The sequence below is a fragment of the Amycolatopsis sp. cg5 genome (assembly GCF_041346955.1).
Taxonomy (GTDB): Bacteria; Actinomycetota; Actinomycetes; order Mycobacteriales; family Pseudonocardiaceae; genus Amycolatopsis.
On the sequence record NZ_CP166849.1, the window covers coordinates 2,282,293 to 2,295,834 of the forward strand.

5 protein-coding genes are annotated in these 13,542 nt (G+C 68.5%); 3 read left to right on the top strand and 2 right to left on the bottom strand.

Going from position 1 to position 13,542, the window contains the following annotated elements; genetic code table 11:
- Window position 1: 1 nt before the first annotated feature.
- Window positions 2–5,851: a hypothetical protein gene (locus AB5J62_RS10500; RefSeq protein WP_370948000.1), complete on the bottom strand. Its 5,850-nt coding sequence runs from the start codon at window positions 5,849–5,851 to the stop codon at window positions 2–4.
- A 157-nt stretch (window positions 5,852–6,008) separates the two neighbouring features.
- On the opposite strand from AB5J62_RS10500, the gene map reads away from it, so the two are divergent.
- The gene (map, locus tag AB5J62_RS10505) at window positions 6,009–7,592 is read left to right on the top strand and encodes a type I methionyl aminopeptidase (RefSeq protein ID WP_370948001.1); all 1,584 of its coding nucleotides are present in this window, start codon (window positions 6,009–6,011) and stop codon (window positions 7,590–7,592) included.
- Between the two features lie 158 nt (window positions 7,593–7,750).
- Window positions 7,751–8,737 (top strand): ROK family protein, encoded by a 987-nt coding sequence (locus AB5J62_RS10510; RefSeq protein WP_370948002.1) that lies wholly within the window; start codon window positions 7,751–7,753, stop codon window positions 8,735–8,737.
- Between the two features lie 812 nt (window positions 8,738–9,549).
- On the opposite strand, the gene AB5J62_RS10515 is transcribed toward AB5J62_RS10510, so the two are convergent.
- A complete protein-coding gene (locus AB5J62_RS10515; RefSeq protein ID WP_370948003.1) occupies window positions 9,550–11,820 on the bottom strand; it encodes a M4 family metallopeptidase in 2,271 nt (756 codons plus the stop codon).
- Between the two features lie 306 nt (window positions 11,821–12,126).
- Between AB5J62_RS10515 and AB5J62_RS10520 the strand changes: the two genes are divergently transcribed.
- On the top strand, window positions 12,127–13,428 hold the full coding sequence (locus tag AB5J62_RS10520) for an erythromycin esterase family protein (RefSeq protein WP_370948005.1): 1,302 nt from the start codon (window positions 12,127–12,129) through the stop codon (window positions 13,426–13,428).
- The last annotated feature ends 114 nt before the right edge of the window (window positions 13,429–13,542 follow it).

Sequence of the window (13,542 nt, forward strand, 5' to 3'; positions counted from 1 at the left end):
GTTAGCGTCGGCGGCGGGTCGGGTGGAGGACCAGGAGGACGCCTGCTGACAGGAGGGCTAGGGCGAGCAGGGACGGCGGTAGCGGGTCGAATCCGGTGGTGGCCAAGGGCTTCGGGGGTGACGGTGGGGGTGTCACGTCCGGGGTGGAGGGCGTGTTCACCTTGACGACGGCGGTCGCGCTGTCCGTGACCGGGTCGGCAGGCTGGGCGGTGTCGGGTGTTCCGGTCACGGTCGCGGTGTTCGTCAGGTCGCCGGACTGCGGCGCGGTGGCGGTGCAGGTCCACTCCTGGTGCGAGCCGGCCGGGAGGCGGTCGAAGGCGCGGTCGCACTGGGGGTAGGCCGGGTCCGTGACCTTGGCGGGGGCCAGGTCGACGTTGCCTGTGTTGGTCACCGTGAGGGTGAAGGTGACCGTGGCGCCGGGCGTGGTGGTCGCGTCGGCCTTCTTCGTCAGCGTGACCGCGGGCTTGGCGAGTTTGACCGTGGCGTCGTCGGTCGAGGTGACCGGGCGGCCGGTGGGGTCGTTGCCCGTCGCTGTCGCGATGTTGGTGAGGTCGTGGTCGGGCATGGTGACCATGCAGGTGATCGGCTTGGACGACGCGCCGGGCGCGAGGGTGCCGACGGTGATCGCGCAGGCGGGTGCGATGGGGTCGGTCACCGTCACGTCGGTCAACGGCACGTCGCCGGTGTTCTTCACGATGATCGTGAAGGTCGCCTGCTGGCCGGTGAGGAGCGGCTTGGCGTCGGCCGTCTTCTCGATGGAGATGCCGGGGCCGATGACGGTGACTTCGGCGGTGCTGGTGCTGGTCACCGGCCGGTCGGTGGGGTCGGTTCCCGTCGCCGTCGCGGTGTTCGTGAGGCTGGACGCGGGGTTGGTGGCGCATTGGTGACGCTGAGAAGCGCCGGGTGCCAGCACCGCGATCGTGAAGGCGCAGGCGGGTGTCTTGTCGTCCACAATGGACACCGACTTGAGCGGCACGTCGCCGGTGTTGGTCACCGTCAGGGTGAAGGTGACCTGCTCGCCGGGGCGGACCTGGGTGGGGGCCGCCTCCTTCGTGAGCTTGATGCCGGGGTGGATGACGTCGACGGGCGCGTCGTCCGTCGCCGTCACCGGCGGGCCGACCGGCGGTTTGCCGGTGACCGAAGCCGTGTTCGTCACGTCGTCCGCGGGAGCGGTCATGGTGCAGGGGTAACGCTGGACGCCCGCGGCCGGAAGGGTCGGGAACGTGCGGGCGCATTCGGGAGCCAGCGGGTCGGTCACCGTCACGTTGGTCAACGGCACGTCGCCGGTGTTGGTGACCACGATCTCGAAGGTGACCGAGTCGCCGGTGCGGAACGGGCCGCCCTTGGTGTTCTTGGTGATCGAGATGCCGGGGCGCTGGACCGTGAACGTCGCGTCGTCCGTCGCGGTGACCGGGCGCTGGAGTGGGTCGGTTCCGGTGACCGTCGCCGTGTTCGTGAAGCCTTGCGCTCCCGCGGTCACCGTGCATTGGTAGGTCTGCGACGCGCCTGCCGCCAGTGAGTCGATGGTGCGGGCACAGGCTGGGGTTTGCGAGTCCACAATGGATACCGGAGCCAGGGCGACGTCGCCGGTGTTCTTGACTGTCAGCGTGAACGTGACCGTGTCGCCCTCACGGACCTGGGTGGGCGCCGCGTCCTTGGTGATCGTCACCGCGGGATGGATGACGTCGACCGCGGCGTCGTCGGTCGCGGTGACCGGGCGTCCGGTCGGGTCGTCGCCGGTGACGGTCGCCGTGTTGGTGAAGTCGTCCTCGGGCGCCTTCGTCGTGCATTGGTAGGTTTCGACGCCTTCGAGGCGCGCGAAGGTCTTGGCGCAGGTTGGGGTTCGTGAGTCCACAATGGAGACATTGGTCAGTGGCACGTCGCCGGTGTTGGTCACGACGATGGTGAACGTGACGTCGTCGCCCGCGCGGACCGTGCGCGGGGAGGCCTCCTTGGTGATTTTCACGGCCGGGTGGATGACGTCGATTTTCGCGTCGTCCGAGGTTGTCAGCGGCGGTCCCGTGGGCGGGGTGCCGGTGACCTTGGCGACGTTCACCGCGTCGTCGGCAGGCGCGCTCATCGTGCATTCGTAGGTCTGCGACGCGCCGGGGTCGAGCTTGTCGATCGTCTTGGCGCAGGACGGGGCGAGTTCGTCGGAGACGGTGACCGCGGTCAGCGGGGAGTCGCCCGTGTTGGCGACGGTGATGCTGAAGGTGACCGTGTCGCCGGCGCGGAACGGGCCGCCCTTGACGTCCTTGGTGATCGAGATTCCGGGATGCAGCACCGTAAACGTGGCGTCGTCGGTCGCGGTGACCGGGCGCCCGGTCGGGTCGGTGCCCGTGACTGTCGCCGTGTTGGTGAAGCCGTCGGCTCCGGCGACCACGGTGCACTGATAGGTCTGTGCGGCGTCCGGCGCGAGAACGTCGAAAGTCTTGGCGCAGGACGGAGTTTTCGAGTCCACAACGGACACCGCGGTCAACGGCACGTCGCCCGTGTTCTTGACCACCAAGGTGAAGGTGACCGTGTCGCCTTCACGGACCGCGGCAGGCGCCGCGTCCTTGGTGATGCTCACCGCCGGGTGGATGACGTCGACGGCGGCGTCGTCGGTCGCGGTGACCGGGCGGTTCGACGGGTCGGTTCCGGTGACCGAAGCGACGTTCGCGAAGTCGTCATTGCCTGCGACGAGCGTGCAGGTGTACGTCTGTTTCGCTTGCGGGGCAAGGGTTCCCAGTGTCTTGGTGCACTCGGGGGCGATCGGGTCGGCGACGGAGACGGCGGTCAGCGGGGTGTCGCCGGTGTTGGTCACCGTGATGGTGAACGTGACCGTGTCGCCCGCGCGGACCACGGTGGGCGCCGCGTCCTTGGTGATGGTGACCGCCGGGTGGATGACGTCGACCGGTGCGTCGTCCGTCGCCGTCACCGGCGGCCCGACCGGTGGCGTGCCGGTGACCGAGGCGACGTTGGTGAAGTCGTCCTTGCCCGCCACGAGGGTGCAGCCGAAGGTCCAGGTCGCGCCTGGTGCCAGCGTGCCGTCGTATGTCCGCGCGCAGGCCGTGACCAGTGGGTCCGTGACCGTGACGCCGGTCAGCGGCACGTCGCCGGTGTTGGTCACCGTGAGCTGGAACGGCACGGTGTCGCCCTCGCGGAACGGGCCGCCGGTGACGTCCTTGGCGAGGGTGATCGCGGGGTGCGTCACGGTGAACGTCGCGTCGTCGGTGGCGTCGACCGGGCGGTTCGTCGGATCGGTCCCGGTCACCTTCGCGGTGTTGGTGAAGCCTTGCTCGCCTGCCACCGTCATGCACGTGTACGTCTGCGTGCCCCGCGGCTGCAGGGTGCCGATCGTCTTGGCGCAGGCGGGAACCTGGGCGTCCGCGACCGTCACGTCGGTGAGCGCGGCGTCGCCCGTGTTGGTCACGGTGATCGTGTACGTGACCGTGTCGCCGGAGCGGACGACCGCGGGCGCGGCGTCCTTCACGATGCTCACCGACGGATGGATGACCTCGATCGTCGCGTCGGCCGTGACCTTGACCTCCTTGGCCAGCGGGTCCTTGCCGGTCGCGGTCGCGGTGTTCGTGAAGCCGCTGTCGGGTGCCTTGGCCGTGCAGGTGTGCGTCTGCGACTGCTGCGGCAGCAGCGTGCCGATCGTGCGGGCGCAGGACGGCGTGCGGTCGTCCGTCACGGTGACGCCGGTGAGCGGCACGTCGCCGGTGTTCGTCACGACCAGGGTGAACGTGACCTCGTCGCCGGCGCGGACCACGCGCGGCGAGGCCTCCTTGGTGATGCTCAGCGCCGGGCTCAGCACGGTCACCGTCGCCGAATCCGTCGCCGTCACGGGGTCGCCGCCGAAGAAGTCGTTGGCGGTGACGGTCGCCGTGTTCTTGGTCGTCTGCGACGGGTTCGCGGTGCAGGTGTAGCTTTCCGAGCCGCCCGGGAGCAGGTTTGTGACGGCCCGCGAGCAGGCCGTGGTCTTGTCGTCGGTGACCTTGATGTCCTGCAGCGGGGTGTCGCCGGTGTTGGTCACCTTGATCGTCCAGGTGACGGCGTCACCCGCGTGGATGACCTCCGGGCCGGCCGACTTCTCGATCGTGATCGCGGGCGCGATCACCGGAACGGGCGCGTCGGCGGAGGCGTCGACCCGCTTGCCGAGCGCGTCGGTGCCGCTCACGCTCGCCGTGTTGACGCCGTCGGGGACCGGGGCCTGCGTGGTGCAGGTGAAGGTCGACGACTTGCCGGCGTCCAGCGTGGCCAGCGTGCGCGCGCAGGACGGCGTCTTCGGGTCGGCCACGGCGACGGAGCTCAGCGGCACGTCACCGGTGTTGGTCACGGTCACGGTGAACGTGACGGTCTCGCCGGTCCGGTAGCCGCCCTTGTCGGCCTTCTTGGTGATGCCGATCGCCGGGTGCACGACGTCGACCGTCACGCTCGACGAGCCGTCGAGCGGCTCGTTCAAAGCGCTGGTGCCGGTGACCTTCGCGGTGTTGGTGAAGTCGTCGGCCGGCGCGGTCGCGGTGCAGGTGTAGGTGGTGCTCTGGCCGCCGTTGAGGTTGCCGATCACCTTGGCGCAGGCTGGGAAGGCGTCGTCGGCCACGCGCACCCCGCTCGCCGGCGCGTTGCTCGGGTTCTTGACCTCGATGGTGAAGGTGACCTGGTCTCCCGCGTGCACCACGGTCGGCTCGGCGCGCTTGGTGATCTGCAGCTCCGGCACGGGCGTCGAGAAGGCGAGATTCTGCGCGAGATAAGCGTCGCCGGAGGTCGCGAAGCCCAGCTTGGCGCTGGTCGAGCCCGCCGCGATGGTGTCGACGTTGAACGACTTCGCGTCGACGCTGAAGTTGTTCTTCACGCTGGGCGCGGTCGCGTTGTCGGCGTTGGAGATGAAGAAGTTCCTGGTCGAGCCGGTGGCGGGCTCGGCGACCGGCTTGTCGTTGATCAGGAACTGGTCGCCCTCGATGCCCCAGTCGCCCTCGTAGGCGGTGACGCCGACGTGCGCGTCGGCCGCCGCGGCGCGGAACCCGGTGATCGTCGTCGGTGTCGTCGGGTCGCTGCTGTTCTGCCGGACGTGCCCGTTGTAGATGAAGACCTCGCGCTTGTTCGGCGCGTATACCGGGTCGCGCTGCGGGTAGGCGTAGACGAGGTCGATGGACCAGCCGCCCATGCAGTTGAAGCCCTTGGGCGCCCAGACGTTGCCGACGGTCAGGTTCAGCGGCGACCCGGTCGGCGCCTTGGCGAACTGGCCGGTGACGTCGGCGTAGGCCGAGTAGTACTGGCCGCCGCTGTAGCTGTTCGACGGGTCCTCGGTGTAGCCGGTCGGCGCCAGGTCGACGGCCTTGTCAGCGCCGACGGTCAGCCGGACCTTTTGGTCGGCGGGATTTCCCTGTGGCAGCACCGCGGGCATCCGGTTGAGCCGGTCCTGGCACATTTTCGTCGCCAAGGGAACATTCGGCGCGTAGTTGTACACGCCCGTGTTACCCGCCCAGTTCAACCGAGCGAAGGTGATTTTCGCGCCGGGCGGAATGGTGACCGCGGCGCTCGACGAGTCGAATGTCCCCGCGTCGGAGTCCACATCGGACCATTGCATGAAGTAATTGTCGTTGACCTGGGTGTCCCTGCGGTCCGCCGAGTTCGCGCAGGACACGGGGGTGTAGCCGGAGATGGTCGGTGCGCCGTCGGCCGTGACGGGGCAGCGCACGACGCCATTGCCCGCGTACAGGAAATCGCCGTACACGACCTCGTTGTAGTCGAGCGTGAATTGCTTCACGATCCCGGCGGCGGCCGGTCCCGCGCCGATCGCCGCGCTGGTGAAAAGCAGCGCGAGCGCCACGAACAGGCGAAGTGGCTTGAACGAATTCCGCATGCGGGTAACCCCCAAAAAAAATGCCGGCGACTTGCGGAGCCTGGCATGGGGATACGGTCCGTGCTCGCCCGCTCACCCTGGAAGGGGACATCGGCGTCGGCGCGACCGTGCTCCGGTCACTCGGATGGGTTACCTCCGGCATGCTAAAAAGAGCGACATGGGGGAGTTGCCGGATCCGCTGAAGTCGCGCGCCTGCCTGATCGGGACGGCCTCGCACGCCGCCGAGCCGGATCTGCCCGAGCTGCCTTCGGTCGCGAACAACCTGCCCGATCTCGCCGGGGTGTTGACCGATCCGCGCTGGTGGGGACTCCCGGCGGAGCACTGCGTGACCCTGCTCGACGCGCGACGCCCGGTCGACGTCATCAAGGCGCTGCGCCAGGCCGCGGCCGCGGCGCGGGACACGTTGCTCATCTACTTCTCCGGGCACGGCCTGCTCGGCTACGACGGCAGCCTTTTCCTGGCGCTCAACGAAACCACCGGCGACCGTGAGCTGCTCAAGTACACCGCGCTGGCGCTCGACGACGTCCAGAACGCGATGCGGGACAGCCCGGCCGAGAACAAGATCCTCATCCTCGACTGCTGCTACAGCGGCCGGGCGATCGCGGCGATGTCGGACACGCAGTCGGCCGTCACGGCCGCGCTCGGCATCAGGGGCGCGGTCACGTTGACGGCGGCGCCCGCGACCAAGGTGGCGATCGCGCCGCCGGGGCTGCGCAACACCGCGTTCACCGGCGCGCTGCTCGGCGTGCTGCGTGACGGGCTGCCGGACGGCCCCGACCCGCTCACCATGGACGTGGTCTACGAGCAGGTGCGCACCAGGCTGGCCGCGGACCGGTTCCCGCTGCCGCAGTTCCAGAGCGTCAACCTCGCGCGCGGGCTGCCGTTCGTGCGCAACAGCCGGCGGGCGGCGCCGAAACCGGCTCCGGCTCCGGCGGAAGTCCGGAAACCGCCCTACACCCGGACGCAGGGGCAGCCGAAACCCGAGTTCCCGTGGGTGCAGACCAAGTACACGATCGGGCGGATGCGGCTCGCCGGTGGCGCGGCGGCGCGGATCATGGACGAGCTGAGCCGGGAGATCCACCCGGGCGTCACCACCGCGCGGCTCGACGAGCTCGCGCGCACGCTGACCTACGCCGAGGGCGCGTACCCGTCGCTGCTCGGGTTCAACGGCTATCCCGGCGCGATCTGCGCCTCGGTCAACGACGTCGTCGTCAACGGCATGCCGAACGACAAGCCACTGCGCGACGGCGACATCGTGGGCATCTCGCTCGGCGTCTATCTCGACAGCGTCTTCGTGAAACTCGCGCGCACCTTTCCGGTCGGCCGAACGAATGAGGCGGCCAACCTCCTCATCGCGCACGCGCAGGTGGCGCTCACCCGCGCCATCCGGTCCATCGCGCCGGGCAGGCAGGTCGGCGTCATCGGCCGCGCGGTCGAGGCGACCGCGCGACGCGGCGGCTATGGCGCCGTCCGGGACTTCACCGGGCACGGCATCGGCAGGGACTTCCTCAACAAGCTGCCGGTGCTGAACTACGACGACCCCACGCACATGCTCGAACTCGAGCCGGGTCAGACCTTCACCGTGCACCCGATCCTCACCGCGGGCGGCATCGACCACGTGACCGACGCCGACGGCTGGACCGTCCGCACCAGCGACGGAAGCCGCGCCGCCGAAGCCATGCACACCGTTGCGGTGACCGAATCCGGCGCCGAGATCCTCACCGAAAATCGGCAACCCTGATCGCCGCCCAGCTGGCAAAATCTGCTTTTGTTCAGCCGTCGACCCGAAACTGCCGGTGAAGCTGCCGGTGGTTCCTCGTGGTTAACGGCAGGTAAATGCGGTGTCCTGAATGTGTGGTTCTCCAGGTACACGGTCCTACTGCCAGCACGCCCGCTTGGATGCGGGCCATGAACCAGCGTGCGGTGCTGGACTTCCTGCGCCGCAGCGGGCCCGCGACCCGGCCACAGGCGGTGGTCGACACGGGACTGTCCAAACCGACCGTCGGGTTCGTCCTCAAGGCGCTCGAAGCGGCCGGGCTGGTCCGGTCGGCCGGGACGATCACCACGCTCGCCGGGCGCACGGCGCCGCTCTACGAAGCCGACCCCGGCGCGGGCTACGTGCTGGGCATCGACGTCGGGCAGAACTACGTCCGCGCCGCCGTCTCCGACCTCGGCCGCACGATCGTCGCCCGCCGCGACGAGCCGAACCGGGCGTTCACCGGCACCGAGCTGGTGGCCGTGGTCGCCCGCATCGCGGCCGACACGATCGCCGACGCCGGCCTCACCCCCGCCGAGATCATGGTCAGGGTGATCGGCTCCCCGGGAGTCGTCGACCCGGTCAACCGCTGCTTCCGGCACTCGCCGAACCTGCCGGGCTGGGACCACGCCGGCCTGCTCGATGAGCTCGAAGGCGCGTTCGGCGCCGAGGTGCTGGTCGAGAACGACGCGAACCTGGCCGCGGTCGGCGAATGGGAGAGCGGTGCGGCACGGGGCACCTCGGTGTTCGGGTGCCTCACCGTCGGCGCCGACGCCGGGCTCGGCCTGATGGTCAACGGCCGGGTCTTCCGCGGCGCGACCGGCGCGGCGGGCGAGATCAACTACCTGCCGCACGAAGAGGACCGTCCGCTGCACCAGCGGCTGGCGTACACCGTCGCGTCCGTGGCCGCGGTCGTCGACCCGGAGCTGATCGTGCTCGCGGGCCGGATGGGTCCGGACGGTGACCTGCTGCTCGAGTCGGTCGAACGCTCGCTGCGCTCGCTGACGCCGTACCAGCCGACCGTCGTCGAGGGCGAACTCGGCGCCGACGGCGTCCTGGTCGGCGCGATCAGCGTCGGGGTGCGGGCGGCCGAGGACCTGGTGTTCGAGCGCTGGGTCGCTGAGAACTAGCCAAAGCCCAAGGGGGTCGTGAGTGTTTGGACCGGTTAGAACCCAATGCCACGTAGCTTATTTTGAAAATGAAAACTAGTTTCATATGGAAACCGCCGTGGCCAGCGACGATGGACTCAGCGGTCGCCGACGAAGGTTTTCCGCAGGCATTGCTGGCCGCAAGAAAACCGCAGGTCAGAGGCTATGATCAACTTAAGCTACGTGGCATTGGGTTAGAACCGGCCGGAACACTCACGACCCCCACAACGACCTCGCCCGCCACGTTTGCCATTCCGGCCAATAACGCCCGGAAGGGCAAATGTGGCGGGCACTTGTGGTCGCTGCGCCAGGTGGGATGACGTGAACGCCTCGTTCGCGACGTTGAACGTTGTGAACGGGGCGTTCACGTCGTCTCGCTGGTGAACTACACCCGATTTCGTGTCCACAATGGACGCCAGGCGCGAAATGTGGTCCGCTATGTCCTTTTCGCGCGGTTTTGCTGGAGTCTGAGACGTGACGAAGGGGGCCCATGTCACGCTCAGCGTTACAAGGGTGGCCTTTGTGTGGTTCAGGCGCGCCCATCGTGACCACTACGCTGGCGCGGGCGACTGAAGATCGGGTTTCCGGGCGTCCGGAAGGTAGTGAACGAGGCGTTCGCAACGACCAACGTTGCGAAAGTGGCGTTCGCGTAGATCAACTTGTCCGGCCGGCCGCAGCGACTTTGGCCGAGCCCTGCGTGTCTGGGCGAGGAAGGCTGGTAAAAGCCCGAAAGCCACTTTCGCCAGATGGGATCTGACGAAAGTGGCTTTCGGGCTTTTTCGGCTAACCGGGGATCAGCTGAGGGTCACGGCCGCGTCGTCGACGACGAACGAGGTCTGGAGGGAAGCGTCCTCCACCGCGGTGAACTTCAGCGCGAGGGTCTGTCCGGCGAACGACGAGACGTCGATCGTCTTGAGGACGTACCCGGCGGCGGCGTTGACGTTGGAGTAGCTCGCCAGCGTCGACGAACCGCCCGCGACGGTCAGCTTGTCGTAGACCGTGCTGCCCGTCTCGTTGGTGTCGATGTGCAGGTAGAACGTCAGCGTCGCGTGGCAACCGGCCGGGATGGCGACCGACTGGGCGAGCGTGTCGGTGTGGCTACGGCCGTAGCCGTCCATCCAGGCGTTCTGGGTGCCGCCGTGCGCGGGCTGGTCGGGAGCGTTGGCGCCGATGACGCCGCTGCTCGCGGTCCAGCCGGTGCTGCCGGATTCGAAGCCGCCGTTGGTCAGCTTCTGGCCGCTGCAGGTCGGGTTCGAGGTGCCGACGGTCCAGGAGAACGAGGCCGTGCCGGTCTTGTTCGCCGCGTCCTTGGCGGTCACCGTGACGTTCGAGGTGCCCGCGGTGGTCGCGGTGCCCGAGATGGTGCCGGTCGAGGCGTTGATCGACAGGCCGGCGGGCAGCCCGGTCGCGGTCCAGCTGTACGGCGCGGTGCCGCCGCTGGCCGAGAGGGGCAGGTTGACGGCGGTGCCGGTCACGGTGGACTGGTTGCCCGGGTTCGAGACGGTGACGGTGCCGTTGGCGGAGCACGTCGGGTCACCCGACTGGGCCGGAACGCTGACGGCGTCCCACGCGGCCTTGACGGTGTTGAACTCGGTGCAGCTGCCGGGGAAGAGGTTCTTCGCCGCGGTCAGCGTCCAGGTGCGGTACTTCAGGTACGAGGCGCCGCTGGTCTTGATCAGCATCGCGTTGTAGAAGATCTTCAGCGCGCTCTGCACACCCAGACCGGTGATCGAGGTGTTGTTGCAGGTGGTGCTGGTCGGCTGGCCGTTGGTCGGGTTGGTGCCCTCGGCGAGCAGGTAGAACCAGTGGTTGCCGGGGCCCGCGGCCGCGTGCACCTCGGTGTTGGGGATCTGGCTGTCGTAGCAGTTCTTGTGGCCCAGCGCCGACGGGTTGTACATGTTGCGGATCGGGCCGGAGCCGACGAGGTTGATCGTCTCGCCGATCAGGAAGTCCGGCACGTCGTAGGGCGACGACTCGTTGGCGAACCACTCGGTCGAGGTGCCGAAGACGTCGGCGACGAACTCCTGGGTGCCCGCGCCGGAGATGCCGCCGGGGGTGTTGTCGTCGATGCCGTGGCCGTGCTCGTGGGCGACGACGTCGAGCGAGCCGATCCACTGGTTGGACTGGTTGTGCCCGATCTGGATCTGGCTGCCGTCGTAGTAGGCGTTGAGGTCGTTCAGGCCGACGCGGATCGGCCAGCCGCCGCCGTTGCCGTTGAAGCCGTTGCGGCCGAGCCACTGCGAGAGCATCTTGTTCTCGGTCTGCGCGGCGAACAGCGCGTCGACGCAGCCGGTCTCGCGGCTGGTGGCATTGCCGTTGCCCCAGGCGTCGTCCGGTCCGCTGAACGTGGTGTTGTTCGCGGCGTCCTGGCAGCTGGTGTTGGCGATCGCCGGGTCTTTCATCGAGTAGGTGCTACCCGAGTGCGTGGTGTCGAGGTGCACGGCGGGGCCGTTGTAGGCGCTGTTGCCGTCACCGTTCATGACGTGTTCCTGGGTGTGCAGCACGGCGCCGGTGGCGGCGTCGACCACGACGTCGAGCTTGCTGGGGCCTTCGGCGTCCTTGCCGACGACCGTGCTCTTCCAGGCGAGCGCGGGGGAGCTGCCGAGCGCGTAGGTGACGAGCTGCGCGCCGGCCACATTGTCCACAGTGGACAGCTGCTTGCGCGCGACGGCCTCGGCCTGCGCGGCGGTCAGCTTCGGCGTGGTGGTCGGCAGGTTGATGGCCACGTCCTGGGCGACCGAGGTGCCCACGACCTGACCGGTCGAGTTCGTCGCCACCACGAAGTCGCCGCCGACGACCGGAAGACCCTTGTAGGTCCGCTCGTAGGGGATGTACTTCAGTCCGTTGGTGGAGGAGATCACGTTGTGCTGGACGAAAACATCATCGGTGCCGGCATGGAGCGCGGCGGGTTTCGCCGCGACCAGGCTCTGTGCGGCGGACAGTGCCATCGCGTCGGCCGTTTGGGCCGCTGCGGGTGGCTGGGCTGCCTGTGCCGCCGAAGTCGTCGCGATGGCTGCCGCCAGCACGCCGGCCGCGGCGAGTACGCCAGGACGTCTCAATTTCACGGTGGTTCTCCTCCGGGCAGGGTGATCCGGACCCGGGGTGCCGGGCCTGTGATCAATAGAGGTGAAAGGGTGTTACAACGAACCGCGAACAAGAATCCGGTGTTGGCACGCGGTGAACAACCGACGAACGTATTGAACTCATTGCGTTTCGGCGATGAGTCGATGAATGTGCGACAAATGTCCGCAACAGCGCTATTCGGGCACTTCGGATAAATTCTGTCCACTCTGGCCGGTGGGGCCTGCACCCGTATCGGCGCGGCTGCTGAGGCCACCGCGCCGCCGTGCCCGGTTCGCGATGATCGTTTCATGGCACACACACGGAGAAAAGTCCTCGCGGCGGTACTGGCGGCGTCACTGCTCGCGCCCGCGGCCGCGCAGGCGGCACCGGCCGATCGGCAGCGCGATCCCGTCCAGGCGCTAGAGCAAATGGCCCATCCATTGTGGTCGACCGAACCTGGCCGGTTCACCGGCGATCTCCGTGCGCTGGGCGAGATGATCGGCGAGGCGAAGGTGGTCGGGCTCGGCGAGGCGACGCACGGCTCGCACGAGTTCTTCGCCATGAAGGAGCGGGTGTTCCGGTACCTGGTCGAGCACAAGGGGTTCACCGCCTTCGCGCTGGAGATGAGCTGGTCGGCCGGGCTGAAGATCGACGAGTACCTCCAGACGGGGGTGGGCGACGTCCGTGAGGTCGCCGCCAAGAACCTGGCGGGCAGCCCTTGGGACCGCGAGGAATTCGTGAGCCTGCTGAAGTGGATGCGCGCGTACAACCAGGCTCACCCCGGCCGCACCGTGCACTTCGTCGGCGACGACGTCGGCGCGCCCGCGGTGGACGACGAATTCTTCGAGCGGATCACCGGATTCGTGCGCCGCGAGCATCCGGAAGCGCTGCCGAAGCTGACCGAGCTTTACGCCGGACTGCGCCCGCTGGACGCGTTCACGTACGTGCGCAAGCCGGTCGCGGAACGGCGGCAGCTCGCGGGCAAGGCGAGGCAAGCACTCGAGCTGATCAGCGGTATGCGCGACGCATCGGTCGAGCAGAACGCGCGCTTCATCGCCCAGACGGCCGAATTCCTCACCATCGACCCGGAAGACAAGGCCACGCTGCCGGAGTTCATGCGGCTGCGCGACCGCGTGATGGCGCAGAACGTCGAGTGGTGGCAGCGGCGGTTCGGCGGCAAGGTCCTGGTTTCGGCGCACAACAACCACGTCGCCTACCTGTCGAGCGACTACCCGGTGCATCCGGAGACGCAGGGGTCGTTCCTGCGTACCGCCTTCGGCAAGGACTATCTCCCCATCGGCTTCACCTTCGACCGCGGCTCGTTCCTGTCGACGAACCAGGCGGTCGGCGGCGGCGACTGGGAGAAGTTCACGGTGGGCGCCGCCGCGCCGGACACAGCGGAGGCCACCCTCGACCGGGTCGGCTACGAGGACTTCTACCTCGACGTCCGCACCGCGTCCGCGCGGGCGCGGGCCTGGCTGGACGCGCCCCACCCGACCAAGTCCATCGGCACCCAGTACCCGGTCCCGCTCGAAGACGTCAAGCTGGCCAAGTCGTTCGACATCGTGATCCACCTCCACGACGTGCGGGCCGCCGCCAAGCGCTCGTGAGGGGTTCGTCCGCGCGTACGGACAGGTGCGTCCTGGTTCGTCCGCGCGGACGAACGGTGCCGCCCGCCCGCCACCTAGGTTCGACTGCGGGCGGGGTGCCGATCCCCGTCCGGT

Excerpts from the sequence above, each read along its gene's own strand:
- AB5J62_RS10500 (WP_370948000.1), bottom strand. The coding sequence starts at position 5,851 with ATGCGGAATTCGTTCAAGCCACTTCGCCTGTTCGTGGCGCTCGCGCTG.
- map (WP_370948001.1), top strand. The coding sequence starts at position 6,009 with ATGGGGGAGTTGCCGGATCCGCTGAAGTCGCGCGCCTGCCTGATCGGG.
- AB5J62_RS10510 (WP_370948002.1), top strand. The coding sequence starts at position 7,751 with ATGCGGGCCATGAACCAGCGTGCGGTGCTGGACTTCCTGCGCCGCAGC.
- AB5J62_RS10520 (WP_370948005.1), top strand. The coding sequence starts at position 12,127 with ATGGCACACACACGGAGAAAAGTCCTCGCGGCGGTACTGGCGGCGTCA.